The organism is Klebsiella sp. 2-CIP_Kleb. (assembly GCF_050378715.1).
Lineage (GTDB): Bacteria > Pseudomonadota > Gammaproteobacteria > Enterobacterales > Enterobacteriaceae > Klebsiella > Klebsiella quasipneumoniae.
The window spans coordinates 560,030-585,948 of sequence record NZ_JBNRLG010000001.1 but is presented as its reverse complement, the minus strand read 5'-3'; the positions used below and the strand labels follow the sequence as shown (position 1 = coordinate 585,948).

The window sequence follows — 25,919 nt, the reverse complement described above, 5'->3', positions numbered from 1 at the left end:
TCCTCATTACTTATGGTTAACATAAACATAGCAAAGATCGCCGTAGCGCGTGGTATAAGGTTCCTTTAGAATGCAACTTCAAATTTAATTGATAACATCAATAAAATGAACAAAACGTATAGGTCGCAGCAGGTGCTTAACCTGCCGGCGGGATATTTTGGCATGGTGCTTGGCACCATCGGGTTGGGCTTTGCCTGGCGTTACGCCAGCACCCTCTGGCCGGTCAGCCGCAGTATTGGTGATGGGCTGGTGACGCTGGCGATAGCGATATGGGTCCTGCTCAGTATGGCGTTTATCAGCCGGGCGATCCGCTTTCCGGCGAGTGTGCTGCAGGAGATGCGACATCCGGTCAGCAGCAGCTTCGTCAGCCTGTTTCCCGCCACCACGTTGCTGGTATCGATTGGTCTGGCGCCCTGGTGCCGACCGCTGGCCATCGGGCTGTTTGTGCCGGGCGTGGCGCTGCAGCTGGCCTATGCCGCCTGGCAAAGCGGCGGCCTGTGGCGGGGAAACCATCCTCGCGAGGCCACTACGCCGGGGCTGTATCTGCCCACGGTGGCGAATAATTTTATCAGCGCGATGGCCTGCGGCGCGCTGGGGTTTACCGACGCCGGACTGGTGTTCCTTGGCGCCGGGGTCTTCTCCTGGCTGAGCCTCGAGCCGGCTATCCTCCATCGTCTGCGCAGCGCAGGCGAACTGCCGACCGCGCTGCGCACGTCGCTGGGGATCCAGCTGGCGCCTGCGCTGGTGGCCTGCAGCGCCTGGCTCAGCGTTAACGGCGGTGAGGCCGATACCTTCGCTAAGCTGCTGTTCGGCTACGGTCTGTTACAGCTGCTGTTTATGCTGCGTCTGATGCCCTGGTATCTTCGCCAGCCGTTCAATGCTTCTTTCTGGAGCTTCTCGTTCGGTATCTCCGCCCTGGCCACCACCGGCCTGCATCTGGGCCAGGCGAAGGCGGACGGCTTTTTTCATCATCTGGCGCTGCCTCTCTTTATTTTTAGCAATCTGGTCATCGGCCTGCTGCTGCTGCGCACAGGGCTGCTGTTGGTCAGCGGGAAACTGTTGCTACAGGTCGACCGGGAAACACTCCTGAATAAGAAGGAAGGATCATGACAACGCGAGACGCGGATTATTTTAGTGAAAAATATGGCCTGACCCGCACCCACTCTGAGGTGCTGCATGCCGCGACGATTGTGCCGCCGGGAAGGGCGCTGGATCTGGGCTGCGGCAACGGACGTAACAGTCTTTATCTGGCGGCGAATGGCTTCACGGTGACGGCGTGGGATAAAAATGCGATGAGCATCAACAATCTGGAGACTATTCGCGCCGCCGAAGGGCTGGATAATCTGCAGACCGCGGTGAAAGACCTCAACAGCCTGGCCTTTGACGGCGAGTATGATCTGATCCTCTCCACCGTAGTGATGATGTTCCTCGAGCCTGACACCATCCCTGGACTCATCGGCAATATGCAGCGCTGCACCGCCGCCGGGGGCTATAACCTGATTGTCGCGGCGATGGACACCGAGGACTATCCCTGCACCGTCGGCTTCCCGTTTGCTTTTAAACCCGATGAGCTTCGGGAGTACTACCGGGACTGGGAATTACTGAAATATAATGAGGACGTCGGTGAGCTGCATCGGACCGACGCCAGCGGCAACCTGATCAAATTGCGCTTCGCCACGCTGCTGGCGCGCAAGCCCGCATAATCCTCAGCGGCGCGTGTAATTACTGAGATTGACCGCGCCGCCTCTCACGAATACACCTCGGATCAAGAAGCGCGAAAATCCTCGCTGAAAAGAAAGGTTAAAGCCGACCTGTTAACGTTTTAAGTAATTATTTAATAACGTAATGTTGATCCCATCAATATTTGTATATCTTCCTTGACGAAGCCCTCATTTTGTCACAAAACTAGTGGGTCTTATCTGCTATAACGTCTGCCGAAAAAACTGCATTTACAGGGATCTCTTTATGCGTACTCGCGTGTTATTTAAAGTCGCCGCTCTGGCGGGGATGTTAGCGTTGACGGGCTGTGCGTCCAAACTGGCGCAACCGAATCAGTATTCGGGCTTTTTAAAAGACTATTCCAACCTGAAAGAAGCCACCACTGCCTCCGGTAAGTCGGAGCTGCGTTGGATCGATCCAAACTACAATCCGGCCAACTACGATAATGTCGTCTACCATCCGGTAACGTACTATCCAGTACCGAAGCCGACGACCCAGGTGGGTGAAAAGGCGCTGCAGGATATTTTGAATTACACCAACAAACAGCTCAAACAGGCCATTTCCGAGCGTAAACCGCTGGCAACCACCGCCGGCAAGCGTAGCCTTATTTTCCGCGGGGCGATTACCGGAGTGGACTCCAGCAAAGAAGGGCTGCAGTTCTATGAAGTGGTTCCGGTAGCGATGATTGTTGCCGGTACTCAAGCCGCCACCGGCCATCGTACGATGGACACCGACCTCTATTTTGAAGCCGAACTGATTGACGCCAGCACCAACAAGCCAGTGATCAAAGTGGTTCGTAAAGGTGAGGGCAAAACCCTGGCCAATGAAAACACGCCGCTGACTATCGAAACCATGAAGCAGGTGATCGATGATATGGCGGTAGACGCCGTCAAATTCGACCCTTCCCAGCGGTAATCTCGTCAGCGCCGTCTGCCGACGGCGCTGATTTATCTTCCGCCGTTTCAGGCCAGCTTTCGGCGCAGCAGCAGCTGTTCCGGTTTGGCAAACATCACCAGATTACCCAACAGGATCAGCGCCAGTCCGATAACGGCGTTGCTGTGCCATACATACCCTTCATAGACGGTGGAGATGGACAGGGCGACCAGCGGAAACAGCAGCGTACTGTAGGCGGCTTTGCTGGCGCCGATGCGCCCTACAAGGGTGAAATAGGCGCCGAAGGCGACAACTGAGCCGAACAGCGCCAGGTAAAGCAGGGCGCCAAGATAGCTGACGGTCCACTCCGGCATGAAATTATCCCCGCGGAGCAGAGCGATAGCCACCATCACCAGCGTGCCGTACAGCATCGCCCAGCTGTTGGTGGTCAGCGTCTCCAGCCCCCGCCGCTGGTGACGAATACTGAACATATTGCCCAGCGAAAAGCCATAGGTGCCCAGCGCGCTCAGACCGATCCCCCACAGTAGCGTAGCGTTTAGCCCGTTGGCCAGCAGGTCATCCCAGAACAGGGTGACGATACCGGCCAGACCGAGCGCGGCGGCAGCCCAGAAGCGTCCCGGCGGCTGCTGGCGGAAGAAAAGAAAGCTGTTGATGGCGTTAAACAGTACCGCCATGGAAAAGATCACCGACTCCAGACCGGTGTTGATCCAGGCGGCGGCGGTATAAAAGCACCAGAAATTGAAGCAGAAGACGCAGCAGCCCTGCAGCAGGCAGCAGAAATGGTCCTTCGCGCCCAGCGGCCGCAGACGTCGTGTGACGAGCAGAATCGTCAGCATTGTGACGCTGGCCACGGCGAAACGCCAGAATATCGATACCGGCGCCGCCACCGGCCCCTGCTGTAAAAAAATAGCAATCCACGTCGTCCCCCAGATAACGACAACGAGTGCATAAAGTAATGCGTTCACCCTGGTTCTCCTCTGCTTGTTGAACGGAGGAGTATGCCGCCTGCCGCAACCTGCGGCTTTCATCCGCTTGTTGTCGGCTTGCAAATTCTTGCGCTTATTTGTCTTTTGCCGGCGGTGAGGACTGGAAACCGCATCGCAGTCTCCCTAGACTAGAGTTTTCTTGACAGAACAGATGTGTGAAGGCGATGGGTTACGGGACGTTTGAAACATTACGGCGACAGAATGCGGTGCTGAAGGGCACCGTGGAGCTGAATTCCGGTATTCAACTGGCCGCGTGGTATAACAACTGCGATACCGTGACGGTGCGCAGCGATCATCATACCTTAAGCCTGTACATCGCCGATGGTTATGAAAGCTATCAAAAGACGCCGCACGGCTGGAAGAATGGCGGCGGCCCGGATCGCTTTTGCCTGATGCCGAAAGGCGATGAAAGCGTCTGGGATATCCGCGGCGATCTGTCGTTTGTCCATCTCTATTGTACCGATGCGCATCTGCGCCGCGTTGGGGAGGAAGTGTGGGATCGCAGCCCGGCTAACTTCACCCTTCAGGAAAAAACCTTCGCCAGCGATGACAAAATCACCAGCGTGTATCGTCAGTTTTTGCTGGCTAATGACTGGCGACAGCCGGCGAACCAGCTGACACTTAGCGCCGCCAGCAGTTTGTTGCTCACCCATCTGATCCAGCACTATTCCACAGTGCAGTGGCGCTTGCCCTCGGTCACAGGAGGACTGGCGCCAGGGGTGAAGCGTCACGTGCTGGCCTGGATCGACGCTCATCTCGATCAGCCGTTGACCCTGGCCGACCTGGCGCAGCAGGCGGGACTGAGTGAATTTCATTTTGCCCGTATGTTCCGCCAGTCGCTGAATATGGCTCCGCATCAATATGTGATGCAGCAGCGAATGGCGAAGGCGCAAAACCTGATCTGCCACAGCGCGCTGCCGCTCACCGAGATCGCTCTGGCCTGCGGTTTCAGCTCCGCCAGCCATTTCAGCCATCGGGTCAAAGCCGCCACCGGCCTGACGCCCTCCCAGCTACGGGCGGCGCAGCGCGGATAACACGCCGTAGCTCACTCCGCCGAGCATCACGCCCCAGAACGCCGAACCAATTCCCGCCAGCGTCACCCCGCTGGCGGTGATCAGAAAGGTCAGCACCGCCGCGTCGCGCTCACTGGCCTGGTGTACCGCCTGAAACAGGCTACCGCCGATGGTGCCGAGCAGCGCCAGGCCGGCCAGCATCTGGATCCACGCTGTCGGCAGGGCCGACATCAGCGCAGTGATCGATCCCCCGAACAGACCGGCCAGCAGATAAAAACCGCCGGCAGCCATGGCCGCCAGCCAGCGCTGCTGAGGATCCGGGTGCGCTTCCGGGCTCTGGCAGATGGCGGCAGTGATCGCCGCAATACAGATGGAGTAGACCCCAAACGGCGCCAGCAGCAGCGCCAGCCCCCCGCAGACAACGATCAGCGCGGAGACCGGTACGACATAGCCTGCTGCCTGCAGGGTAGCGAACCCGGGCGCGTTCTGTGAAGCCATGGTGACGAGGAAGAACGGCAGGCCGACGCTGAGAAGCAGCGCCGGGGTAAACTGCGGGGCGATCCATTCCGGTGCGACAAACGCCAGCGGCACAGCGGCGCTGGCTACTTCCCCGGAGATCGCGGCTATCAGCGCCCCCGCAGCCAGCGCGGCCACCACGGCGAAGCGGGGCCACAGCGCCTTACACAGAAGCCAGGCGGCGAGCATGCCGCCGCACAGCAGCAGATGATCCTGTAAGCCGGCGAAGGCTTGCAAACCGAAACGCAGCAGAATGCCGGCCAGCATTGCGGCGGCCAGCGAATGGGGAATGATTTTCATCAGCCAGGCAAACAGGCCGGTGACGCCGCAGAGGACGATCAGCGCATTGGCGAAGATAAATACCCCCACCGCCTCGGGGAGGGTCACCCCCTGCAGGCCGCTGACCAGCAGGGCGGCGCCCGGCGTTGACCAGGCGGTGAGCACCGGCACTTTTCGCCAGCCGCTCAACGCGAGGGTGCTGACGCCCATGGCGAGGCCCAGGGCCGTCATCCAGCCGGCGATCTGCCCGGGCGTGGCGCCGGCGGCCGCGGCGGCCTGCCAGATGATGGCGGCAGAACTGGCGTAGCCCACCAGCACGGCGACGAAGCCGGCGAACAGGGTGGGAAGCGGAACGGTAAACGAGCGCATAGTTTTCTCTTGTGCGTTATAACGTCCGTTTACTCTATCATTGTACGTTATAGCGCACAAGCTATCCGCGGCGTGAGGGTAGCGCCACCGAGGCGCTCGTCGCAAACGGCCCGCGATGCCGCTAATCGCCCTGTAGAATGAGGCAAATGGGGGTATACTCTGGGCTGAAAAATCAGGAGGTAGGATGAATATTGCGCAACATCTGGCGGCCACCCTCAAACATCTGCGTCAGCAGCGCGGCTGGAGCCTGTCGCGTCTGGCGGAAGAGACCGGGGTGTCGAAAGCCATGCTCGGGCAGATAGAGCGGAATGAATCGAGTCCGACGGTAGCGACGCTGTGGAAGATTGCCACCGGGCTGAACGTGCCGTTTTCGGCATTTATCGTTCCGGATGACAGCGTGGCGCCCTCCGCGTTTGACCCGCAGCAGCAGGCGATGGTGGTAACCCCGGTCTTTCCGTGGGACCCGGAGCTGCGCTTTGATCATTTCTCGATAACCCTCGCTCCCGGGGCGCTGAGTGAATCGACGCCGCATGAACAAGGGGTGATTGAGCATGTGGTGGTGATTAGCGGTACTCTGGAGCTCTGCTTACAGGGGGAGTGGCACTCGCTGCAGGCGGGTGAGGGGCGGCGCTTCGCCGGCGATGCGGCGCATGCCTATCGGAACAGGGGCGTCCTGGCGGCTCATTTCCATTCGCTTATCCATTATCCAAAAGAAAAAACCGCGGGCGAACCCGCGGCCAGACAAGATGACTGATGATAACCACTCACAACGTGACGAGGAAAATCCGGAATACGTAATGACAGTACTCTGTACGGTGATTTGAAGGAAATATCTTTTCCTTCAATACTTTGCTGAAAACTGAAAATTCGTCGTCCCGCGACGGCGGAAAAGGTTTTCGTCTGCGCCCGGTTCTGACTACAATAGCCGCCATTTCGACCCCCTTATACTGGATAACAACACGCGTATGCGCCTGCACAATCATCGTCTTGAACTTCTTAGTCCTGCCCGCGACGCCGGTATCGCTCGCGAAGCGATCCTTCACGGCGCTGACGCCGTTTATATCGGTGGACCTGGCTTTGGCGCCCGCCACAACGCCAGCAACAGCCTGAGTGACATCGCCGGGCTGGTGCCTTTCGCCCATCGCTTTGGCGCCAAGGTCTTTGTGACGCTGAACACCATTCTGCATGACGATGAGCTGGAGCCGGCGCAGCGGCTGATCACCGATCTCTATGACGCGGGCGTCGATGCACTGATTGTTCAGGATATGGGGATCATGGAGCTGGATCTGCCGCCAATCGAGCTGCACGCCAGCACCCAGTGCGATATCCGTAGCGTGGAGAAAGCAAAGTTTCTCTCAGACGCCGGCTTCAGCCAGATCGTGCTGGCGCGCGAGCTGAACCTCAGTCAAATCAAAGCCATTTACGATAATACTGACGCCACCATTGAATTCTTTATCCATGGCGCGCTGTGCGTGGCCTATTCCGGCCAGTGCTACATTTCCCACGCTCAGACCGGACGCAGCGCCAACCGCGGCGACTGCTCGCAGGCCTGTCGCCTGCCGTATACCCTGAAGGACGATCAGGGGCGCGTGGTGGCCTATGAAAAGCATCTCCTGTCGATGAAAGACAACGACCAGACCGCCAACCTGGCGGCGCTGATCGACGCCGGGGTACGCTCCTTCAAAATTGAAGGCCGTTACAAAGACATGAGCTACGTGAAAAACATCACCGCTCACTACCGCCAGATGCTGGACGCCATAATCGAAGACCGCGGCGACCTCGCGCGCGCTTCAGCCGGCCGCACTGAGCATTTCTTTATCCCGTCCACCGATAAAACCTTCCACCGCGGCAGCACCGACTACTTCGTTAATGCCCGTAAAGGCGATATCGGCGCCTTTGATTCGCCAAAATTTATCGGACTGCCGGTGGGCGAAGTGCTGAAGGTGGGTAAAGACCATCTCGACGTCGAGGTTAGCGAACCGTTAACCAACGGCGACGGCCTTAACGTGATGATTAAGCGCGAAGTGGTGGGTTTCCGCGCCAATACCGTGGAAAAAACTGGCGAAAATCGCTATCGAGTGTGGCCGAACGAGATGCCTGCGGATCTGCATAAAGTGCGTCCGCATCAGGCGCTTAACCGCAACCTCGACCACAACTGGCAGCAGGCGCTGCTGAAGACCTCCAGCGAACGCCGCATCGCCGTAGACGTCACCCTAAGCGGCTGGCAGGAGCAGCTGGTTCTCACCATGACCTGTGAAGATGGCGTCAGCGTGACCCATACCCTTGACGGGGTGTTTGCCGAAGCTAACCAGGCAGAGAAAGCGCTAACCAACCTGCGTGACGGTGTCACAAAACTGGGGCAAACCATTTATTATGCGCGCGATGTGCAGGTCAACCTGCCGCCGCTGTTTGTTCCCAACAGCCTGCTCAACCAGCTGCGTCGTGAAACCGCCGAAATGCTGGATGACGCGCGTCTCAACGCCTGGCAGCGCGGTACCCGCAAGCCGGTCTCCGTGCCGCCCCCGGTTTACCCGGAGACCCATCTCTCCTTCCTCGCCAACGTCTATAACCATAAGGCGCGGGCGTTCTACCAGCGCTATGGCGTGCAGCTGATTGATGCCGCCTATGAAGCGCACGAAGAGAAGGGCGATGTGCCGGTGATGATCACCAAACACTGCCTGCGCTTTGCCTTCAATCTCTGTCCGAAACAGGCGAAAGGCTCCATCAAGAGCTGGAAAGCCACGCCGATGCAGCTGATCCATGGCGATGAAGTGTTGACCCTGAAGTTTGACTGCCGTCCGTGCGAAATGCACGTGGTCGGCAAGATCAAAAACCATATCCTCAAAATGCCGCATCCGGGGAGCATCGTGGCCTCCGTTAGCCCTGACGAGCTGATGAAGACCCTGCCGAAGCGCAAAGGGGCCTGATCTGCGGCGACGCTACTGGCTGTGTGATGCCCGCGGTTTGCGGGCGTCCTGCCAGCGGTGATGCTCGCGCAGGTCGGCGGCGTTCTCTTCGCACCGGCTGCGAAGCTCATCGCTATCCGCCTCATGCAGCAGCTGCTGTTCGAGACCCTGTACCGGAAAGTAATCGTGCCCCTGACGGTGGGCCAGCAGATGCCCGGAAAATAGCGCGCACAACAACAGCAGGGCACTCGTGCTTCTTCTCAACATACCTTTTCTCTGCGAATCAATGGCGTGGGCTTACTATGCCAGGGGCTGTGCAGGTTTTTTTCCCGGTTTATCAAAGAAGGGCAAGGGTTTGTCAATGTCTGCTGAAAGAGGGTGAAAAAAGCCTGGCGTAGAAGGCCAGGCCTGAGGGATTACGCTTTTGGCGGCAGTGGTTTCCCGCTGTGCTCGCCGCCTTTTGGCGGCTGCTTACCACCATGCTGCGGTTGTTTGCCGTCTCGTTGCGGCTGCTTGCCATCATGCTGCGGCTGCTTGCCGTTGTGTTGCACTTGCTTACCGTCGTGTTGGCCCTTTTTCGCCGGCAATTTACCCTGATGGTGCGCGCCTTTTTCTGGCGGCGGCGGGTTGTCGGCAGCGAAAGCCCATGACGATATTCCCAGCGTCAACGCGGCGGAGAGTAAAGCTAACTTCTTCATAGCAATATCCTTTATTCTGATGTGTCCGCGTATTTCAGCAGGTAAAAGTGAAGACAAGATGGAGAAGTCCAGATCCGGAATACTCTGCATCCCGGTTCAAACTTTAAGACCTGCGGCGGTCATCAGCAGGCGAAATAGCAGGCTGATGGCGGCCAGCGTCAGCACGCTGCCTCCCCACAGCGCGATCAGCCACAGCAGACGTTTGGACCAGACGGTTTTCATCAATGATAACCCTCCCCGGGCTGGACTTTGCCGCGGAACACGTAATAGCTCCAGCAGGTATAGCCAAGAATAACCGGAATAATCAGCAGCGCGCCCACCAGCATAAAGCCCTGGCTTTGCGGCGGGGCGGCGGCCTGCCACAGGGTGATCGACGGCGGAATAATATGCGGCCAGATGCTGATCCCCAGTCCGCTAAAGCCGAGAAACACCAGGCCCAGCGTCAGGGTGAAAGGCGAGACATGGCGGTCATGCAGAGGCAGCGTGCGCCATAGCCAGGCGCTAATCAGGAGCACCAGCAGCGGCACCGGCAGCAGGAAATAGAGATTCGGCAGGCTGAACCAGCGGGCGGCGATCGCCGGGTGCGCCAGCGGCGTCCACAGGCTGATGACGGCAAATACCCCCAGCAGCGCGACCAGCATCTGCCGCGAAGCCCTGCGCATCCGCTGCTGCAGCGCGCCTTCGCTCTTCATTACCAGCCAGGTGGCGCCGAGGAGCGCATAGGCCACGCACAGCCCGAGTCCGCAAAAGAGGTTGAACGGGGTCAGCCAGTCAAACATGCCGCCGCTGAAGGCGCGACCGCTGACGGTAAAACCATTAATCACCGCTCCGACCACCACGCCCTGGCTGAAGGTTGCCAGCAGGGAACCGCCGAAAAAGGCGCGATCCCAGAACGGCCGGTGCGACGGCGTGGCCTGGAAGCGAAATTCAAAGGCCACGCCGCGAAAGATCAGGCCGATCAGCATCAGGGTCAGGGGGATCGACAGGGCGTCGATAATCACCGCGTAGGCAAGAGGAAAGGCGCCAAACAGACCGGCGCCGCCCAGCACCAGCCAGGTCTCATTGCCATCCCAAACCGGGGCGACGCTGTTCACCATCACGTCGCGCTCTGTGCTGCCCTGGACCGTGCCGAACAGTATGCCAATGCCCAGATCAAAGCCGTCCATGACGATGTACATCAGCGTGGCAAAGACGATAATCACGAACCAGATCACCGATAATTCGATACCCATTAGCGGGACTCCTTCTGCAGATAACCTTCAGTAGCGGCGGACAGCGGGCGGGCTGGCGTACCGGTTGTCGCGGGTTGCACCGCCTGCGGCCCCTTGCGGATCAGGCGCAGCATATAGCTGTAGCCGACGCCGAAGACGGCGCTATAAACCACAATAAAGGTCAACAAACTGACCGACATATGCAGATCGCCGTGGGCGGAAACGGCCTCGGCGGTGCGCTGAACGCCATACACTACCCATGGCTGGCGGCCCACTTCGGTGGTCACCCAGCCGGCGAGAATGGCAATCAGTCCTGAGGGGCCCATCCACAGGGCGAAGCGCAGAAACGGCCGCGAGTGGTACAGCCGGTCGCCGCGGCGCAGCCACAGGGCCAGCACCCCGAGCAGCAGCATCAGCATACCCAGACCGGCCATCAGGCGAAATGACCAGAACACCACGGTGGAGTTTGGGCGATCCTCAGGGGCGAACTCCTTCAGCGCCGGCACCTGTTTATCCAGGCTATGGGTGAGGATCAGGCTGCCTAGCGCCGGGATCTCAAGCCCGTAGCGGGTGCGCTCCTGCTCCATATCTGGCCAGCCAAACAGCAATAATGGCGTCGGCTCGCCTGGCGGGTTTTCCCAGTGTCCCTCAATGGCGGCGATTTTTGCCGGCTGGTGTTTCAGGGTGTTCAGGCCATGCATATCGCCGATCAGCGCCTGGACCGGCGCGACCAGCAGCGTCATCCATAGCGCCATGGAGAACATCTTGCGGATCGCTGGCGACTGATTGCCGCGCAGCAGATGCCAGGCCGCCGAGGCGCCGACGAACAGCGCGCTGCTGAGAAATGCCGCCACCGTCATGTGCAGTAAGCGGTAGGGGAACGACGGGTTAAATATCACCGCCAGCCAGTCGACGGGCACCACCTGGCCATCGACGATCTCAAACCCCTGCGGGGTCTGCATCCAGCTGTTGGAGGCGAGGATCCAGAAGGTCGAGATGATAGTCCCCAGCGCCACCATGCAGGTGGCGAAAAAGTGCAGCCCCGGCCCCACGCGGTTCCAGCCGAAGAGCATGACCCCGAGAAAACCGGCTTCCAGAAAGAACGCCGTCAGGACTTCATAGGTCAGCAGGGGGCCGGTGATGCTGCCCGCGAACTGCGAAAAACCGCTCCAGTTAGTGCCGAACTGATAGGCCATCACCAGCCCGGACACCACTCCCATACCGAAGTTGACGGCGAAGATCTTCGACCAGAAATGGTACAGCGAGCGCCAGGTGGGATTTTTGCTTTTCAGCCACAGGCCTTCGAGAACCGCCAGGTAGCTTGCCAGGCCAATGGTGATGGCGGGAAAGATAATATGAAACGAGACCGTAAAGGCGAATTGAATTCGCGCCAGATGGAATGCATCAAGACCGAACATGCAGGACTCCACAACAAAATTGATTCAGCGCAATTTTAGGCAGGGTGGCGGCAAGGGGGCAGAGGCAGTCGGTTCATTTTTTATCATAACAGTTGGCGGCTGTTATGATCTTTTTGCCGGTCTCCGGGGACCGCCAACATGGAGATCCCTCGGGTGAACAGCGTCATTTTTAACGCTGAAAGCAAAGCCAGATTGTTGGCCAGGAAAATATTAATAATCTATTTCACTGTATTATCGTAGTCTTACGGATCAGCTTAGACCTATAGCTGCCCGGGAAAGCGCGGTCGTTTAATTTTTGTGAGCAATATCCTCTGATTACGACAGATATAGCATTTTATTATCTGTTCTTTATTAATGAATTTAACGTCTGCACACGTTTGCTAGTATGAGAATCAGTAAAAAGGATGAGTCAGTTAATTATGAATTAAATAATTTTAAATTGTCGTATTTAGCCGTGCTTTGTATTTTATTCTCAGGATATCAATAAAAGGGAATGGTCATGTCAGAAAAAGGATTACATAGCTTATGTATTACCATCAGTATCATGTTCATTTTTTGGTTATGCATCATATCGTTTTTTTGGACAATTTTCTCGTGAACCTTTCCTGCGGGCGTTCTGTGTGACCGGGTTGCGCTGTTTTACATAACAGTTACTTAAAAGTGTTAATTTATAACAACTGATATATGATAAAGGGAGGTTGCAGCAAGGAAAGGGTGACAATGAAAAAGTATCAACAGCTGGCGCAGCAGCTGACCGACCAGATCGCGCTTGGCGTCTGGTTGCCGGGCGATCGGCTCCCCTCGCTGCGCGAGCAGGTGGTCAGCAGCGGCATGAGCTTTATGACCGTCAGCCATGCCTATCAGCTACTGGAAAGCCAGGGGCGCATCGTCGCCCGACCGCAGTCGGGATATTACGTCGCCCCCCAGCCGGTGAAGCTTCGTCAGCCGGCGCCGCCTGCTCAGGTGACCCGCGATGAAGCGGTCGATATCAATACTTACATCTTTGAGGTGCTCCAGGCCAGCCGCCAGGCGTCAATGCTGCCCTTTGCCTCGGCCTTCCCGGACCCGCGTCTCTTTCCACTCCAGCAGCTTAACCGTTCGCTGGCGCAGGTGAGTAAAACCGCCACCGCCATGAGCGTGATTGAGAACCTGCCGCCGGGCAACGCGGAGCTACGGCACGCCATTGCCCGGCGCTATGCCCTGCAGGGGATGAACGTCTCGCCCGACGAGATCGTCATTACCGCCGGAGCGCTGGAGGCGCTAAACCTCAGCCTGCAGGCGGTGACCGAGCCGGGGGACTGGGTGGTGGTGGAAAATCCCTGTTTCTACGGAGCCCTGCAGGCGCTGGAGAGGCTGCGTCTGAAGGCGCTGTCGGTGGCCACCGACGTCAAAGAGGGCATTGACCTGACGGCGCTGGAGGCGGCCCTGCAAAACTATCCGGTCAAGGCCTGCTGGCTGATGACCAACGGCCAGAACCCGCTCGGCTTCACCCTCAGCGCCGAAAAAAAAGCAGCGCTGGTGGCGCTGCTGGCGCGCTATGACGTGATGCTGATTGAAGATGATGTTTACAGCGAGCTCTACTTTGGCCGCGAGAAGCCGTTGCCGGCGAAGTTCTGGGATCAACAGGATATGACGCTGCACTGCAGTTCGTTTTCAAAATGTCTGGTGCCCGGCTTTCGCATCGGCTGGGTGGCGGCCGGGAAACAGGCGCGGCGGATCCAGCAGCTGCAGCTGATGAGTACGCTCTCCACCAGCTCGCCGATGCAGTTAGCCCTGGTGGATTACCTGTCGACCAAACGTTATGACGCCCATCTGCGCCGTCTCCGTCGCCAGCTGGCGGAACGTAAACAGCAGGCCTGGCAGGCGCTGCTGCGCCATCTGCCGCCGGAAGTCACTATCCATCACAGCGACAGCGGCTATTTTCTGTGGATCGAACTACCGGAAGGGGCCGACGCCAGCGTGCTGAGCGCCCGGGCGCTGGCGTCGCACATCAGCATCGCCCCGGGAAAAATGTTCTCCACCTCCGCCAGCTGGACCTCGTTTTTCCGCTTTAATACCGCCTGGGGCTGGGGAGAACGCGAAGAGCAGGGGGTGAAGCGCCTGGGCGAGCTAATTCGTGAGCAGCTTTCCTGATCGCTTTGGCTATTATTCGCCGCGATAACCAATCGCTAAAAATAAACGAAGATGGATTTTTATCGAGGCCGGTCATTATTTTACCGGCGCTCACCATAGGAAATACGCATACCCCTCCTTTTTCTCTAACTCGTTGTCTATAATCCATAAAGTCAGTCTTGTGTTGGCGATTTTTGCGTAATGCGTCCCGGGTCACAACCTGAATAAATTCCCCCGAGGGCGTTAATCCGCTGACTACCCTTATTTCAGGAGATATTTTTACGGCACGGCTGCCGCTAATTCCCTTGTGACAGGAGTAACACCTGATGAGCAAAAAATTGGCCCGTTGCAGCCTTTATGTGCTGGGGATGGCCTGCCTGACCGTCCAGGCGGCTGAGCCACTCACCTCGCTGGATAAACCGGAAGGGCGGCTGGATATTATTGCCTGGCCGGGGTATATCGAACGCGGTCAGACCGACAAGCAGTACGACTGGGTCAGCCAGTTTGAAAAAGAGACCGGCTGTCAGGTTAATGTGAAAACTGCCGCCACCTCTGACGAAATGGTTAGCCTGATGGCCAAGGGCGGCTACGATCTGGTGACTGCCTCGGGCGATGCTTCGCTGCGTCTGATCATGGGCAAACGCGTTCAACCGATTAACACAGCGCTGATTGCCGGGTGGCACACTCTCGACCCGCGCATTGCGCAAGGGGCATGGTTTAACGTCGGGGGCAAAGTTTACGGCACGCCGTATCAGTGGGGACCGAATCTGCTGATGTACAACACCCGCGTATTCCCGACGCCGCCGGACAGCTGGAGCGTGGTCTTCGTGAAGCAGGATCTTCCGGATGGCAAAACCAATCAGGGGCGGGTGCAGGCCTATGATGGCCCGATCTATATCGCCGACGCTGCGCTGTTTGTCAAAGCCACCCAACCGCAGCTGGGGATCGAAGATCCCTATCAACTGACCGAAACCCAGTACAACGCGGTGCTGAAGGTGCTGCGTGACCAGCAACCGCTGATCCACCGCTACTGGCATGACGCCACCGTGCAGATGAACGACTTCAAAAACGAAGGGGTGGCCGCCTCCAGCTCGTGGCCCTATCAGGCCAACGGCCTGAAGGCGGAAGGCCAGCCTGTCGCCACCGTATTTCCGAAGGAGGGGGTGACCGGCTGGGCGGATACCACCATGCTGCACAGCGAGGCGAAGCACCCGGTCTGCGCCTATAAATGGATGAACTGGTCGCTCACGCCGAAGGTGCAGGGCGATGTGGCGGCCTGGTTCGGCTCGTTGCCGGTGGTGCCTGAGGGCTGTAAAGCCAGCGCGCTGCTCGGAGAGAAAGGCTGTGAGACCAACGGCTATGACCAGTTTACCCGCATCCACTTCTGGAAAACGCCGATTGCCGAGGGGGGGAAATACGTTCCCTACAGCCGCTGGACGCAGGACTACATTGCGATAATGGGCGGCCGCTAAGGATCGGAGGTAAACAATGACGTACGCGGTCGAGTTTCAGAATGTATCGCGCCTGTATGGCGATGTACGGGCAGTGGACGGGGTCAGCATTGGCATCCGTGACGGCGAGTTTTTCTCGATGCTGGGTCCTTCGGGCTCGGGGAAAACCACCTGCCTGCGGCTGATTGCTGGTTTTGAGCAGCTCTCCGGCGGCACCATTCGGATCTTCGGTCAGCCGGCCAGCGAGCTGCCGCCCTGGCAGCGGGACGTCAATACCGTGTTCCAGGACTATGCGCTGTTTCCCCATATGTCGATCCTCGACAATGTTGCTTACGGCCTGATGGTCAAAGGCGTGGCGAAGAAAGCGCGCCATGCCCGCGCCCAGGAAGCGCTGGAGAAAGTGGCCCTCGGTTTTGCGCACCATCGCAAGCCCTCCCAGCTCTCCGGTGGTCAGCGGCAGCGGGTCGCCATCGCCCGGGCACTGGTGAACCAGCCGCGGGTGCTGCTGCTCGACGAGCCGCTGGGCGCTCTGGATTTAAAGCTGCGCGAGCAGATGCAGGTGGAGCTGAAAAAGCTACAGCAGTCGCTGGGGATCACCTTCATCTTCGTTACCCACGACCAGAGCGAAGCGCTGTCGATGTCCGATCGCGTGGCGGTGTTTAACAACGGGCGCATTGAGCAGGTGGACGCCCCGCAGGATCTTTATCTGCATCCGAAGACCGCCTTTGTCGCCGGTTTTGTCGGCACCGCCAACGTCTTTGAGGCCGAGGCGGCCCGGCGGTTATGCGGCCTGGCGGGCTGCTGGTCGCTGCGCCCGGAGCATGTTCGCCTGCAGGGCGGCGGGGAGGTGCAGGTGCAGGGCGTGGTTCAGGCGGTACAGTATCAGGGGGCGGCGACGCGGATCGAGCTCCGGCTGGCGGATGGCGACAAGCTGCTGGTCAGCCAGGCCAATATCGACGGCGCGGCGGCGAGCGTTCCTCGAACCGGGCAAACGGTGCAGGCGTCATGGTCGCGGGCGGCGATGACCCCGCTGGAAAGCGGAGGCTGAGATGACCATGGCGATTGTTCCTGCGCAGGCCGGACGCGTATCGGGGATCTTCTGGCGCCGGCCGGCGCTGGGCCTGTTTTTGCTGCTGCTTGGGCCGTTGATGTGGTTTGGCATCGTCTATCTGGGCTCGCTGCTGACCCTGCTGTGGCAGAGTATCTACACTTTTGACGACTTCACCATGTCGGTGACCAGCGACTTTACGCTGGCCAACCTGCAGGCATTGTTCAACCCCGCCAACTACGACATTATCGTCCGCACCCTGGTGATGGCGCTGTGCGTGACCTTGGCCAGCGCCCTGCTGGCGCTGCCGATGGCCTGGTATATGGCGCGCTACACCAGCGGCAAAATGAAGGCCTTCTTTTATATCACGGTCATGCTGCCGATGTGGGCCAGCTATATCGTCAAGGCCTACGCGTGGGTGCTGCTGCTGGCCAAAGATGGCGTAGCGCAGTGGTTCCTCGGCCATCTCGGGCTGGAAGGGGCGCTGAACGCTCTGTTGACCGTCCCGGCGGTGGGCGGCAACACCTTATCCACTTCCGGCCTCGGACGCTTTCTGGTCTTCGTCTACATCTGGCTGCCTTTTATGATCCTGCCGGTGCAGGCGGCGCTGGAGCGTATTCCGGGCTCTCTGCTGCAGGCCTCGGCCGATCTTGGCGCTGCCCCACGGCAGACCTTTCGCTACGTGGTCCTGCCGCTGGCTATTCCCGGAATTGCCGCCGGGTCGATCTTCACCTTTTCTCTGACGCTGGGCGATTTTATCGTGCCGCAACTGGTCGGCCCACCGGGGTACTTTATCGGCAATATGGTCTACTCGCAGCAGGGGGCGATCGGCAATATGCCGATGGCGGCGGCGTTTACCCTCGTGCCGATCGTGCTGATTGCCCTTTATCTGGCGTTCGTGAAACGTCTGGGAGCCTTCGATGCACTCTGAACGCGCACCCTGGTACCTGAAACTGGCGACATGGGGCGGGGTGGTGTTCCTCCACTTTCCGCTGCTGATCATCGCCATCTATGCTTTTAATACCGAAGATGCTGCCTTCAGCTTTCCGCCGCAGGGGCTGACGCTGCGCTGGTTCAGTGAGGCGGCAGGGCGCAGCGATATTCTGGAAGCAGTGACGTTGTCACTTAAGATCGCCGCCCTGTCGACGGCCATTGCCTTAGTGCTTGGCACGCTTGCTGCAGGCGCCCTATGGCGGAGCACCTTTTTTGGTAAGAACGCGGTGTCGCTACTGCTGCTCCTGCCCATCGCCCTGCCGGGGATTATAACCGGCCTGGCGCTCCTGACAGCCTTTAAAGCGGTCGGCCTGGAGCCTGGTCTGCTGACCATCGTGGTGGGGCACGCGACCTTCTGCGTGGTGGTGGTGTTTAACAACGTCATCGCTCGCTTCCGCAGGACCTCCTGGAGCCTGGTGGAGGCCTCGATGGATTTGGGGGCGACTGGCTGGCAGACCTTTCGCTACGTGGTGCTACCCAATCTGGGTTCGGCGCTGCTGGCGGGCGGGATGCTGGCATTCGCCCTGTCATTTGATGAAATCATCGTCACGACTTTTACCGCGGGGCATGAGCGAACCTTGCCGCTGTGGTTACTGAATCAGCTGGGGCGGCCGCGAGATGTGCCCGTTACCAACGTTGTCGCGCTGTTGGTGATGCTGGTAACAACGATACCAATCTTAGGGGCCTGGTGGCTCACCCGCGACGGCGATAACGTCGCCGGAAACGGGAAATAAAACCATGAAACAGGATAATGCTATGCAACACAACCTCTTAATAAACGGTAAGTTAGTGGCAGGTGAAGGCGAAAAGGTGCCGGTATACAACCCTGCGACCGGCGAAGTGATCCTGGAGATTGCCGAAGCGACAGCGGCCCAGGTGGATGCCGCCGTTGAGGCGGCGGATCGGGCGTTTGATGCCTGGAGCCAGACGACGCCGAAAACGCGCGCGGAATGTCTGCTGAAGCTGGCGGATGCCATCGCGGCGCAGGCGGAGCCCCTGGCGCAGCTGGAGTCGCTGAACTGCGGCAAGCCGCTGCACTGCGTGCTTAACGATGAGATGCCGGCCATTGCGGACGTTTTCCGCTTCTTCGCCGGCGCCGCCCGTTGCCTGCCGGGGATGGCGGCCGGAGAGTATCTGGAAGGGCATACCTCGATGATCCGTCGCGACCCGGTGGGCGTGGTAGCCTCCATCGCGCCCTGGAACTATCCCCTGATGATGGCGGCCTGGAAGCTGGCCCCGGCGCTGGCGGCAGGCAACTGTGTGGTGATAAAACCCTCCGAGATCACGCCGCTGACGGCGCTGAAGCTGGCAGAGCTGGCAAAAGATATTTTCCCGGAAGGGGTGATCAACGTACTGTTCGGCCGCGGCAAAACGGTGGGCGATCCGCTGACCGCCCACGCGAAAGTGCGGATGGTTTCCCTGACCGGGTCGATTGCCACCGGCGCCCATATCATCGGCCATACCGCCTCGTCGATTAAACGTACCCATATGGAGCTGGGCGGTAAGGCGCCGGTCATCGTCTTTGACGACGCGGATATCGACGCGGTAGTGGATGGCGTTCGGACCTTCGGGTTTTACAACGCCGGCCAGGACTGTACGGCCGCCTGCCGGATCTACGCCCAGCAGGGTATTTATGAGCAGCTGGTGGAGAAGCTCGGGGCGGCGGTGGCCAGCCTGAAAATGGGGGCGCCGGAGGATGCCGCCACCGAGCTGGGGCCGCTGAGCTCGCTGGCCCATCTTGAGCGGGTCAGCGCCGCGGTGGAAGCCGCAAAGGCGCTACCGCATATTAAAGTGGTTACCGGTGGCAATCGGGCTGACGGCGCCGGCTATTATTTCCAGCCGACGCTGCTCGCCGGCGCCCGGCAGGAGGACGCTATCGTGCAGCGCGAAGTGTTTGGCCCGGTGGTCAGCGTGACGCCTTTCAGCGATGAAGCGCAGGCCCTGAGCTGGGCAAATGACTCCCAGTATGGGCTGGCCTCTTCGGTGTGGACGAAAGATGTTGGCCGCGCCCACCGGCTCAGCGCCAGGCTGCAGTACGGCTGCACCTGGGTAAACACCCACTTTATGCTGGTGAGTGAAATGCCGCATGGCGGCCAGAAGCTGTCGGGCTACGGGAAAGACATGTCAATGTATGGCCTTGAGGATTACACCGTGGTTCGCCATGTGATGGTTAAACATGGCTAACGGATTGACCCTTAAGCGGCAAAAGATTATTACGCAATGGGTGTGTTAGTGCGCTAATAGTCACGATGGCAAAAATGGTTAAAACTCGCGGCGGGGGATGTGAGATTATTCTGATACCCCTTCAAGAGCTAAGCCATCGTGAGTGCCGGAGATAAGCGCCGGATGGGGTTCGCCAGCCACCCTGGGCGCATCGCGCCCGGCGGGTGAGGCGGCAACGTCGCGGTTTGCGACCGGATACCGGCCCCTGCCTGATGGCAGGGGCTTTTTTATGTCCACAGTAAGCCAGGAAGAGGAGGATGCCAGCGACGCTGGAGCAGGGAGGAATTTGTTTTAACCGTGTTCAGCGTTTGGTTTTTTTGCTCGGCAAGCTGGCGCTGCGACGGTCACGTATATAGGAAATAAGATTATACACCGCCGCGACCAGCAGGATCAGCGCGATGACCAGCGTGATGATTCCGGACATATCCACCTCGAAATATAAAAGCGCACTGCGCTAAAAACATTACCAATAGTTATGAATGTAAGTATTCTCTGCAGAGAAGGCAAATGATATTTGTTGTCATTTAGCGCTATTTTGGGCCCTGGCCAGCGAGGCCAGACAGGAAAAGGTTTGGTTACAATAGCTTGTAGTCGCCTGTTATCTTATTCAGATCCAGCGCCAGTGTGGTATATCGCATTTTCGGTCAACGCGCGCTAATCTTTTCATTTGCGATTGGCGAAATATTATCTTTATCAGATGAATCAAATTGCGCTGAACAGAAACTATTTCACGACTATAAATAAGGATTTTATATTTGCAGTCAGCGGGTGATATTTATTCGCAATATTTAATCACCGACGAATCAATCCACCATACGCGCCAGCGCGGTGGCGCACGCTCCCGGGTTTGACTTTCCGCCGCCGCTCATGCGATCATTTCATGCATATTCGGTTTTAACGTTGATGTCGCTGTGAAAATTTTTGCTTTTATTCTGCTGGCTGTCGGCACCGTGGCGCTGAGCTATGGTAACGCGCCGGCAAAACGTATTCAGGACTGTGAGAACGCGGGAGTGGGGCAGGCCGTCTGCGCCGCTGCCGAATGGGATAATGAGAAAGTGAATGTTCTGCCTCATTATAACCCTGAGCTGAACAAGGTTATTATCGCAGGCCATTCAGCCCGTAGCGTTTATGACCCTGATAATGGCGCCAGCCTCCGCACGTAAAAAAGCAGCCCAGTGGGCTGCTTTTTTAGGTTTCGTTGCTGAGTAAAATGATTAAAACCAGCCAAATCTCACCGACAGCAGGCTGATAAGCGCGAACGCGGCGCAGACATTAATCATAACGACGGTCTTGCTGGAGACATCCATAACGCCACCTTAATGAGTAAGTCCCTAAAGGTATAGTACGGCGGGCGCGGTTGCGCTATCGGATTAAGACGAATCAGGCTTTGTTCTGAATATTGAGCCCGATTCTGAATTTGTTATACAGGTATCTCTGAATCACGACGTCATGGCAGATAATTATCCCACCATGGAACGCTCCTCAGGGAAGGAAAACTAAGAATGACGTTATATCAAAAAATGTTGGTGTTTTACGCCATTATGGGCGTGATCTGTGCCGTAATTAGCTGGTTTTTAACCAAAGAGAGTTGGGTGATCCGCCTGCTGGCGGCCCTGTTGATCGGTGCCACCTGGCCGTTCAGCTTCCCCATGGCGCTGCTCGTCTCGCTGTTTTAACCTTCCGGCGGCGGACGACAGAAAAGGGTGGCGGCAAAGGTAAGGTTACTGTATAAAAACACAGTAACCTTATCATGGAGGCAAACAGGTGAACGGTTTCTTTTCGTCCGTCGCAGGCGCCACATTGCGCTGGCTCGATCTCCCGGGAGAGGAGCTTCCGCTGGTGTTTATCCACGGCCTCGGCTGCGCGTCCTCTTACGACTACCCCCGCGTCGCCAGCGACCCCGCGCTCAACGGGCGGCGCAAAATACTTATCGACCTCCCGGGCTTCGGCTACAGCGATAAACCGCACGACTTTAGTTACAACATACATAAGCAAGCGCAAGCTGTGGAGCAGGTCCTCAACCACCTGCGCCTGCAGCGCTTCGCGCTGTATGGGCATAGCATGGGTGGAAGCATCGCCATCGAAGCGGCAGGGCTGCTGGCGGAGCGAGTGACGACGCTGCTGGTGTCTGAACCCAACCTGTTCGCCGGAGGCGGTGAGTACAGTAGACGCATTGCGGCGCAGGCAGAGGGGGCCTTTATCGCTGAAGGTTACGCCAGGATGCTGGCGGAAGAGCGCTCGCCGTGGGCCGGCTGTTTGCAAAACAGCGCCCCCTGGGCCGTCTGGCGAGCCGCCAGCAGCCTGATAAACGGCAGCGACACGCCCTGGTTTACCCAGCTCTGCCAGCTGCGCTGTCAGAAGATGCTGATCGTCGGCGAGCAGTCGCTCCCTTATGCGGATATCGAACGGGTAGAGGCGCACGGGATCCCAGTCGGGATTGTGCCCCACGCGGGGCACTCGATGGCGTGGGAAAACCCGGAAGGGCTGGCGCAACTCATCGCCAGCCACGGCTAAGGGGAGACGGCGTCAGAAAGGCAGTTCGCGGGGCTGGGTCTGGAGCGTTATCCAGCGCAGCTCAGTGAATTCTGCAATTCCGGCCCGGCCGCCGAACCGGCCATAGCCGGAGGCTTTGCAGCCGCCAAACGGCATTTGCGCTTCATCATGAACGGTTGGACCATTGATATGGCAAATGCCGGTTTGCAGACGTTGCGCCAGGTTCCACGCTCTGGCGCTGTCGCGGCTGTAGACCGCCGCGGAAAGGCCATATTCGCTGTCGTTGGCTACCGCCAGCGCCTCTTCGTCATTATTAACCCGAATAATCGCTTTTACCGGGCCGAAGGACTCTTCGTTCCACAGCCGCATCTCGCGGGTGACGCCGTCCAGTAAGGTCGGCGCCATGTGGGTATCACTGGCTTTACCGCCGGTCAGCAGGCGGGCGCCCTTGGCTAAGGCATCGTCGATTAACGCGTTGCAGCGGGTGACGGTATTCATGTCGACCACCGGGCCGGTCAGGCTGGCGGGGAGAGAGGCGGCGCGCCTCGCCAGCAGAGGGATAAAGCGCTCCGCCACGGCGTTGTCGACAATAATGCGCTCGGTGGACATGCAGATCTGTCCGGCGTTGGCGAAGGCGCCAAAAATGGCGCCCGCCGCCGCCTGTTCGATATCGGCATCGTCGAGGACCAGCAGCGGCGCTTTGCCACCGAGCTCCAGCACCGCTGGTTTCAGATACTGCCCGCAGGTGCGGGCGATAATCCGCCCCACCGGCGTGGAGCCGGTAAAGTTGACACGCCGCACCGCCGGATGGGCGATCAGCGACTCCACCAGCGCCGGCGCGTCTTGCGGCGCGCAGGTAAGATAGTTCACCACACCCGGCGGGAAGCCCGCCGCGTCGAGGGCGTCGATAATCAATCCTTGTGTCGCCGGGGAGAGCTCAGCGCCCTTGAGGATCACCGTGTTGCCGCAGGCCAGCGGCGTCGCCAGCGCCCGTGTGGCAAGGATCAGCGGCGCGTTCCACGGCGCCATGCCCAGCACCACGCCAGCCCCCTGGCGGACGCCCATCGCCAGATTGCCCGGCACGTTGGATGGAATGATCTGTCCTTCAATCTGGGTGGTCAGCGCCGCCGCTTCGCGCAGGATATCAGCCGCCAGATGGACGTTAAATCCGGCCCAGTGCGCGGTCGCGCCGGTTTCCGCCGCCATGGCGGCGATAAATTTAGCCTCCCGCAACAGCATATGTTCCGCCGCGTCGAGCAGTAAGCGACGCCGTTCCGCCGGGAGCGTATCGCGCCACTGTGGGAAGGCGCTGGCCGCGGCCTCGACGCAGCGTTTGCCGTCGGCGAGACTGGCGGCAGCGGCAACCGAAGCGACATCGTCTTGGGCCGGGTGGCGCCGGGTGAAGGTCCGACGGTCTTCGGCATCATGCCACTGGCCATCAATGTACAGATTGCAGGTGATTGTCATGGGGGTAGTAACCTCTTGTTCTGCGGTCCCTCCAGTGTACCGGTCGCCGCTGATGGCGAGCGTGAGCGGGGCGGTTATCGCACATTTTTTTGCCGGAATTGTGCGTAGCTCACAACATCCCAATCGTGCCTGACGCAAAAAGCAGCGCGACGCCGATTAAACCAGCAAATTCAGCGCGATTGGCATAAGGTGATAGCCATTGATTATTTGCCGGTGGCGAGGGGCTGTGCTGTTATTACTGTTCTTATAATCAATAATCAGGATTTATAACCATGTCTACAGGGAAAACCACGCTGGCGCTGCTGCTGAGCGCGCTGTTGCCGGTCAGCGCCGCATGGGCCGCGGGCAATGATACGCTGGTCTATTGCTCAGAGGCCTCCCCGGAGTCTTTCAACCCGCAGATCGCCAGCTCCGGCCCGTCGTTCGTCGCCAGCTCGCAGGTGCTGTATAACCGCCTGGTCACTTTTGACCCGGTGAAGAACACGCCGATCCCGTCGCTGGCCACCGAGTGGCACGTCTCTGAGGATGGCAAGACCTGGACCTTCACGCTGCGTCAGGGGGTGAAGTTCAACAGCAATAAATTCTTCAAACCGACCCGCGATTTTAACGCCGACGACGTCCTGTTTTCCGTGCTGCGCCAGATGGATCCTCAGCATCCTTATCACAAGGTGTCGCAGGGGAACTATGAGTACTTCCACGACGTGGGCCTCGATAAGCTGATTAAGTCGGTGAAAAAGGTCGATGACTATCACGTCCAGTTCGTACTTAACGAGCCGAACGCGGCGTTTCTTGCCGACTGGGGAATGGACTTCGCCTCTATTCTGTCGGCGGAGTATGGCGAGGCGATGCTGAAGAAAGGGACGCCGGAAAACGTTGATAACTGGCCTGTCGGTACCGGACCCTATGCCCTGCAGCAGTATAAAGTGGATTCGCAAATCCGCTATATCGCCAATCCCCACTACTGGGAAGGCGAGGTGCCGACTAAGCACTTAATCTTTTCCATCACGCCAAACGTCGAGACACGCCTGGCGAAACTGCAGACTAACGAGTGCCAGATTATTCCTGCGCCTTCGCCGGTTCAGTTCCCGGTAATTAAGGGCAATAAAGATCTGGCGCTGCACGCCGTCGAGGCGCTGAACGTCGGCTACCTGGCGTTTAACACGGAGAAAAAACCGTTTGATAATGTGCTGGTGCGCCAGGCGTTAAACTATGCCACCGACAAGCAGGCAATCGTTAAGGCGGTGTTCCTCGATTCCGGTACGGTGGCGAAGTCACCGATCCCGTCCACCATGCTCGGGTATAAAAAAGACCTCCCGGACTACGACTACGATCCGCAGAAAGCGAAAGCGCTGCTCAAGCAGGCGGGTCTGGAGCAAGGGGCGGAAGTGACCCTGTGGTCGATGCCGGTTCAACGTCCGTACAACCCGAACTCAAAACGCATTGCTGAAATGATCCAAAATGACTGGGCGAAAGTCGGGGTGAAAGCGAAGATCGTCAGCTATGAGTGGGGCGAATACCTCGCCGGCATGCGTAAAGGTGAACACGATAGCGCGCTGTACGGCTGGATGTCGGACAATGGCGACCCGGACAACTTTGCCGGCACGCTGCTCAGCTGTGATAATATCCAGACCGGCTCTAACGCCGCCCGCTGGTGCGATAAGTCGTATGACGCGCTGGTGAAGAAAGCGCTGCTGGTGAGCGATCCGCAGGCGCGCGCCACACTCTATGAACAGGCGCAAGAGATCTTCTACCAGCAGGCGCCGTGGATCACCCTGGCGACCGGCAAGACCTTCTATGCCACCCGCAGTAACGTCAGCGGCTACCGCGTGAGCATGATGGGCAGCGATTTTTCCAAAGCGAAGCTGAATTAAGCGAAAGGAGAACAGGATGGCACATCTGGATGAGGTTATCGTCAAAGTCGATGACACTATTGCCGAGGGGGTTATCGCTCATATGAATGAGCTGCTGATCGCCCTGAGCGATGACGCGCAACTCAGTCGTGAGGAGCGCTATACCCAGCAGCAGCGTCTGCGCACCGCTATCGCCCACCATGGCCGACAGCATCAGGAAGAGCAGGACGCGCGCCGCGAGCAGTTGACCAAAGGCGGCGCGATCCTCTGAAG

At 58.5% G+C, this 25,919-nt stretch carries 28 protein-coding genes; 17 read left to right on the top strand and 11 right to left on the bottom strand.

Features of this window, described 5'->3' with window-relative positions; all coding sequences use genetic code 11:
* Positions 1 to 105: 105 nt before the first annotated feature.
* The 3 genes from tehA to ACQUTP_RS02885 all read left to right on the top strand — a co-directional run bounded on the left by tehA (position 106) and on the right by ACQUTP_RS02885 (position 2,634).
* Entirely contained in the window at positions 106 to 1,110 is a 1,005-nt protein-coding gene (gene tehA / locus ACQUTP_RS02895; protein WP_004202798.1) for a dicarboxylate transporter/tellurite-resistance protein TehA, read from the top strand.
* Positions 1,107 to 1,703, top strand: a complete 597-nt coding sequence (tehB, locus tag ACQUTP_RS02890) for a tellurite resistance methyltransferase TehB (protein WP_285755892.1) — start codon at positions 1,107 to 1,109, stop codon at positions 1,701 to 1,703. The genes tehA and tehB overlap by 4 nt, the downstream gene beginning before the upstream one ends.
* 262 nt (positions 1,704 to 1,965) lie before the next feature.
* Positions 1,966 to 2,634 carry a DUF3313 domain-containing protein gene (locus ACQUTP_RS02885; RefSeq protein ID WP_004202796.1) on the top strand — a complete coding sequence of 223 codons (669 nt, stop codon included), beginning with the start codon at positions 1,966 to 1,968 and terminating at the stop codon, positions 2,632 to 2,634.
* Positions 2,635 to 2,681: 47 nt separating this feature from the next.
* Here the strand turns inward: ACQUTP_RS02885 and ACQUTP_RS02880 are convergent, their stop codons facing one another.
* Positions 2,682 to 3,578 (bottom strand): DMT family transporter, encoded by an 897-nt coding sequence (locus tag ACQUTP_RS02880; protein ID WP_285755894.1) that lies wholly within the window; start codon positions 3,576 to 3,578, stop codon positions 2,682 to 2,684.
* Positions 3,579 to 3,763: 185 nt separating this feature from the next.
* Here ACQUTP_RS02880 and ACQUTP_RS02875 point away from each other — a divergent pair, with 185 nt between their 5' ends.
* Positions 3,764 to 4,633: an AraC family transcriptional regulator gene (locus ACQUTP_RS02875; protein WP_004202793.1), complete on the top strand. Its 870-nt coding sequence runs from the start codon at positions 3,764 to 3,766 to the stop codon at positions 4,631 to 4,633.
* Here the strand turns inward: ACQUTP_RS02875 and ACQUTP_RS02870 are convergent.
* Positions 4,610 to 5,776: a benzoate/H(+) symporter BenE family transporter gene (locus ACQUTP_RS02870; RefSeq protein ID WP_335888006.1), complete on the bottom strand. Its 1,167-nt coding sequence runs from the start codon at positions 5,774 to 5,776 to the stop codon at positions 4,610 to 4,612. The genes ACQUTP_RS02875 and ACQUTP_RS02870 overlap by 24 nt on opposite strands.
* A gap of 184 nt (positions 5,777 to 5,960) precedes the next feature.
* Between ACQUTP_RS02870 and ACQUTP_RS02865 the strand changes: the two genes are divergently transcribed.
* Positions 5,961 to 6,530: a helix-turn-helix domain-containing protein gene (locus ACQUTP_RS02865; protein WP_428902345.1), complete on the top strand. Its 570-nt coding sequence runs from the start codon at positions 5,961 to 5,963 to the stop codon at positions 6,528 to 6,530.
* Positions 6,531 to 6,540: 10 nt separating this feature from the next.
* Here the strand turns inward: ACQUTP_RS02865 and ACQUTP_RS02860 are convergent, their stop codons facing one another.
* Positions 6,541 to 6,708, bottom strand: coding sequence for a hypothetical protein (locus ACQUTP_RS02860; protein WP_032431237.1), 168 nt, complete (start codon positions 6,706 to 6,708; stop codon positions 6,541 to 6,543).
* Between the two features lie 33 nt (positions 6,709 to 6,741).
* On the opposite strand from ACQUTP_RS02860, the gene ACQUTP_RS02855 reads away from it, so the two are divergent.
* The gene (locus ACQUTP_RS02855; protein ID WP_004202789.1) at positions 6,742 to 8,703 is read left to right on the top strand and encodes a peptidase U32 family protein; all 1,962 of its coding nucleotides are present in this window, start codon (positions 6,742 to 6,744) and stop codon (positions 8,701 to 8,703) included.
* A 12-nt stretch (positions 8,704 to 8,715) separates the two neighbouring features.
* Here the strand turns inward: ACQUTP_RS02855 and ACQUTP_RS02850 are convergent, their stop codons facing one another.
* From ACQUTP_RS02850 to ACQUTP_RS02830, 5 genes are all read right to left on the bottom strand, one after another.
* Positions 8,716 to 8,949: a DUF2554 family protein gene (locus ACQUTP_RS02850; protein WP_017900476.1), complete on the bottom strand. Its 234-nt coding sequence runs from the start codon at positions 8,947 to 8,949 to the stop codon at positions 8,716 to 8,718.
* A 149-nt stretch (positions 8,950 to 9,098) separates the two neighbouring features.
* Positions 9,099 to 9,380, bottom strand: coding sequence for a hypothetical protein (locus ACQUTP_RS02845; protein WP_069734148.1), 282 nt, complete (start codon positions 9,378 to 9,380; stop codon positions 9,099 to 9,101).
* A gap of 96 nt (positions 9,381 to 9,476) precedes the next feature.
* Complete coding sequence (locus ACQUTP_RS02840) at positions 9,477 to 9,602, bottom strand: DUF2474 domain-containing protein (RefSeq protein WP_004202785.1); 126 nt, start codon at positions 9,600 to 9,602, stop codon at positions 9,477 to 9,479.
* Entirely contained in the window at positions 9,602 to 10,612 is a 1,011-nt protein-coding gene (cydB, locus tag ACQUTP_RS02835) for a cytochrome d ubiquinol oxidase subunit II (RefSeq protein WP_032456154.1), read from the bottom strand. The genes ACQUTP_RS02840 and cydB overlap by 1 nt, the downstream gene beginning before the upstream one ends.
* Complete coding sequence (locus tag ACQUTP_RS02830; protein WP_023318407.1) at positions 10,612 to 12,009, bottom strand: cytochrome ubiquinol oxidase subunit I; 1,398 nt, start codon at positions 12,007 to 12,009, stop codon at positions 10,612 to 10,614. The genes cydB and ACQUTP_RS02830 overlap by 1 nt, the downstream gene beginning before the upstream one ends.
* Before the next feature lie 720 nt (positions 12,010 to 12,729).
* Here ACQUTP_RS02830 and ACQUTP_RS02825 point away from each other — a divergent pair.
* The 6 genes from ACQUTP_RS02825 to patD all read left to right on the top strand — a co-directional run bounded on the left by ACQUTP_RS02825 (position 12,730) and on the right by patD (position 19,797).
* The gene (locus tag ACQUTP_RS02825; protein ID WP_032453089.1) at positions 12,730 to 14,142 is read left to right on the top strand and encodes a PLP-dependent aminotransferase family protein; all 1,413 of its coding nucleotides are present in this window, start codon (positions 12,730 to 12,732) and stop codon (positions 14,140 to 14,142) included.
* Positions 14,143 to 14,447: 305 nt separating this feature from the next.
* The gene (gene ydcS / locus ACQUTP_RS02820) at positions 14,448 to 15,593 is read left to right on the top strand and encodes a putative ABC transporter substrate-binding protein YdcS (protein WP_049003826.1); all 1,146 of its coding nucleotides are present in this window, start codon (positions 14,448 to 14,450) and stop codon (positions 15,591 to 15,593) included.
* 16 nt (positions 15,594 to 15,609) lie between these two features.
* On the top strand, positions 15,610 to 16,620 hold the full coding sequence (locus ACQUTP_RS02815; protein WP_032453087.1) for an ABC transporter ATP-binding protein: 1,011 nt from the start codon (positions 15,610 to 15,612) through the stop codon (positions 16,618 to 16,620).
* A 1-nt stretch (position 16,621) separates the two neighbouring features.
* Complete coding sequence (locus tag ACQUTP_RS02810) at positions 16,622 to 17,551, top strand: ABC transporter permease (RefSeq protein WP_428902344.1); 930 nt, start codon at positions 16,622 to 16,624, stop codon at positions 17,549 to 17,551.
* Positions 17,541 to 18,347 (top strand): ABC transporter permease, encoded by an 807-nt coding sequence (locus tag ACQUTP_RS02805; protein WP_017900483.1) that lies wholly within the window; start codon positions 17,541 to 17,543, stop codon positions 18,345 to 18,347. The genes ACQUTP_RS02810 and ACQUTP_RS02805 overlap by 11 nt, the downstream gene beginning before the upstream one ends.
* 22 nt (positions 18,348 to 18,369) lie before the next feature.
* The gene (gene patD / locus ACQUTP_RS02800) at positions 18,370 to 19,797 is read left to right on the top strand and encodes an aminobutyraldehyde dehydrogenase (RefSeq protein ID WP_043520012.1); all 1,428 of its coding nucleotides are present in this window, start codon (positions 18,370 to 18,372) and stop codon (positions 19,795 to 19,797) included.
* A 340-nt stretch (positions 19,798 to 20,137) separates the two neighbouring features.
* Here the strand turns inward: patD and ACQUTP_RS02795 are convergent, their stop codons facing one another.
* Positions 20,138 to 20,260 carry a small membrane protein gene (locus tag ACQUTP_RS02795; RefSeq protein WP_004175940.1) on the bottom strand — a complete coding sequence of 41 codons (123 nt, stop codon included), beginning with the start codon at positions 20,258 to 20,260 and terminating at the stop codon, positions 20,138 to 20,140.
* A gap of 487 nt (positions 20,261 to 20,747) precedes the next feature.
* Here ACQUTP_RS02795 and ACQUTP_RS02790 point away from each other — a divergent pair, with 487 nt between their 5' ends.
* Positions 20,748 to 20,999 (top strand): hypothetical protein, encoded by a 252-nt coding sequence (locus ACQUTP_RS02790; protein WP_186997702.1) that lies wholly within the window; start codon positions 20,748 to 20,750, stop codon positions 20,997 to 20,999.
* Positions 21,000 to 21,050: 51 nt separating this feature from the next.
* On the opposite strand, the gene yncL is transcribed toward ACQUTP_RS02790, so the two are convergent.
* Positions 21,051 to 21,143, bottom strand: coding sequence for a stress response membrane protein YncL (yncL, locus tag ACQUTP_RS02785; RefSeq protein ID WP_002906891.1), 93 nt, complete (start codon positions 21,141 to 21,143; stop codon positions 21,051 to 21,053).
* 195 nt (positions 21,144 to 21,338) lie between these two features.
* Here yncL and ACQUTP_RS02780 point away from each other — a divergent pair, with 195 nt between their 5' ends.
* Together ACQUTP_RS02780 and ACQUTP_RS02775 are read left to right on the top strand one after the other, a co-directional pair.
* Positions 21,339 to 21,512 (top strand): GhoT/OrtT family toxin, encoded by a 174-nt coding sequence (locus ACQUTP_RS02780; RefSeq protein ID WP_004202771.1) that lies wholly within the window; start codon positions 21,339 to 21,341, stop codon positions 21,510 to 21,512.
* 88 nt (positions 21,513 to 21,600) lie between these two features.
* Entirely contained in the window at positions 21,601 to 22,350 is a 750-nt protein-coding gene (locus ACQUTP_RS02775; RefSeq protein ID WP_114506168.1) for an alpha/beta fold hydrolase, read from the top strand.
* A gap of 12 nt (positions 22,351 to 22,362) precedes the next feature.
* Here ACQUTP_RS02775 and ACQUTP_RS02770 read toward each other — a convergent pair whose 3' ends face one another.
* Positions 22,363 to 23,796 (bottom strand): aldehyde dehydrogenase, encoded by a 1,434-nt coding sequence (locus ACQUTP_RS02770; protein ID WP_017900487.1) that lies wholly within the window; start codon positions 23,794 to 23,796, stop codon positions 22,363 to 22,365.
* 272 nt (positions 23,797 to 24,068) lie between these two features.
* Here ACQUTP_RS02770 and ACQUTP_RS02765 point away from each other — a divergent pair, with 272 nt between their 5' ends.
* Positions 24,069 to 25,667, top strand: coding sequence for an ABC transporter substrate-binding protein (locus tag ACQUTP_RS02765; RefSeq protein ID WP_004202766.1), 1,599 nt, complete (start codon positions 24,069 to 24,071; stop codon positions 25,665 to 25,667).
* Between the two features lie 16 nt (positions 25,668 to 25,683).
* Positions 25,684 to 25,917 (top strand): YdcY family protein, encoded by a 234-nt coding sequence (locus tag ACQUTP_RS02760; RefSeq protein ID WP_004202765.1) that lies wholly within the window; start codon positions 25,684 to 25,686, stop codon positions 25,915 to 25,917.
* The last annotated feature ends 2 nt before the right edge of the window (positions 25,918 to 25,919 follow it).

Excerpts from the sequence above, each read along its gene's own strand:
- tehA (WP_004202798.1), top strand. The coding sequence starts at position 106 with ATGAACAAAACGTATAGGTCGCAGCAGGTGCTTAACCTGCCGGCGGGA.
- tehB (WP_285755892.1), top strand. The coding sequence starts at position 1,107 with ATGACAACGCGAGACGCGGATTATTTTAGTGAAAAATATGGCCTGACC.
- ACQUTP_RS02885 (WP_004202796.1), top strand. The coding sequence starts at position 1,966 with ATGCGTACTCGCGTGTTATTTAAAGTCGCCGCTCTGGCGGGGATGTTA.
- ACQUTP_RS02875 (WP_004202793.1), top strand. The coding sequence starts at position 3,764 with ATGGGTTACGGGACGTTTGAAACATTACGGCGACAGAATGCGGTGCTG.
- ACQUTP_RS02870 (WP_335888006.1), bottom strand. The coding sequence starts at position 5,776 with ATGCGCTCGTTTACCGTTCCGCTTCCCACCCTGTTCGCCGGCTTCGTC.
- ACQUTP_RS02865 (WP_428902345.1), top strand. The coding sequence starts at position 5,961 with ATGAATATTGCGCAACATCTGGCGGCCACCCTCAAACATCTGCGTCAG.
- ACQUTP_RS02860 (WP_032431237.1), bottom strand. The coding sequence starts at position 6,708 with ATGGCGGCTATTGTAGTCAGAACCGGGCGCAGACGAAAACCTTTTCCG.
- ACQUTP_RS02855 (WP_004202789.1), top strand. The coding sequence starts at position 6,742 with ATGCGCCTGCACAATCATCGTCTTGAACTTCTTAGTCCTGCCCGCGAC.
- ACQUTP_RS02850 (WP_017900476.1), bottom strand. The coding sequence starts at position 8,949 with ATGTTGAGAAGAAGCACGAGTGCCCTGCTGTTGTTGTGCGCGCTATTT.
- ACQUTP_RS02845 (WP_069734148.1), bottom strand. The coding sequence starts at position 9,380 with ATGAAGAAGTTAGCTTTACTCTCCGCCGCGTTGACGCTGGGAATATCG.
- ACQUTP_RS02840 (WP_004202785.1), bottom strand. The coding sequence starts at position 9,602 with ATGAAAACCGTCTGGTCCAAACGTCTGCTGTGGCTGATCGCGCTGTGG.
- cydB (WP_032456154.1), bottom strand. The coding sequence starts at position 10,612 with ATGGGTATCGAATTATCGGTGATCTGGTTCGTGATTATCGTCTTTGCC.
- ACQUTP_RS02830 (WP_023318407.1), bottom strand. The coding sequence starts at position 12,009 with ATGTTCGGTCTTGATGCATTCCATCTGGCGCGAATTCAATTCGCCTTT.
- ACQUTP_RS02825 (WP_032453089.1), top strand. The coding sequence starts at position 12,730 with ATGAAAAAGTATCAACAGCTGGCGCAGCAGCTGACCGACCAGATCGCG.
- ydcS (WP_049003826.1), top strand. The coding sequence starts at position 14,448 with ATGAGCAAAAAATTGGCCCGTTGCAGCCTTTATGTGCTGGGGATGGCC.
- ACQUTP_RS02815 (WP_032453087.1), top strand. The coding sequence starts at position 15,610 with ATGACGTACGCGGTCGAGTTTCAGAATGTATCGCGCCTGTATGGCGAT.
- ACQUTP_RS02810 (WP_428902344.1), top strand. The coding sequence starts at position 16,622 with ATGACCATGGCGATTGTTCCTGCGCAGGCCGGACGCGTATCGGGGATC.
- ACQUTP_RS02805 (WP_017900483.1), top strand. The coding sequence starts at position 17,541 with ATGCACTCTGAACGCGCACCCTGGTACCTGAAACTGGCGACATGGGGC.
- patD (WP_043520012.1), top strand. The coding sequence starts at position 18,370 with ATGCAACACAACCTCTTAATAAACGGTAAGTTAGTGGCAGGTGAAGGC.
- ACQUTP_RS02795 (WP_004175940.1), bottom strand. The coding sequence starts at position 20,260 with ATGTCCGGAATCATCACGCTGGTCATCGCGCTGATCCTGCTGGTCGCG.
- yncL (WP_002906891.1), bottom strand. The coding sequence starts at position 21,143 with ATGGATGTCTCCAGCAAGACCGTCGTTATGATTAATGTCTGCGCCGCG.
- ACQUTP_RS02780 (WP_004202771.1), top strand. The coding sequence starts at position 21,339 with ATGACGTTATATCAAAAAATGTTGGTGTTTTACGCCATTATGGGCGTG.
- ACQUTP_RS02770 (WP_017900487.1), bottom strand. The coding sequence starts at position 23,796 with ATGACAATCACCTGCAATCTGTACATTGATGGCCAGTGGCATGATGCC.
- ACQUTP_RS02765 (WP_004202766.1), top strand. The coding sequence starts at position 24,069 with ATGTCTACAGGGAAAACCACGCTGGCGCTGCTGCTGAGCGCGCTGTTG.
- ACQUTP_RS02760 (WP_004202765.1), top strand. The coding sequence starts at position 25,684 with ATGGCACATCTGGATGAGGTTATCGTCAAAGTCGATGACACTATTGCC.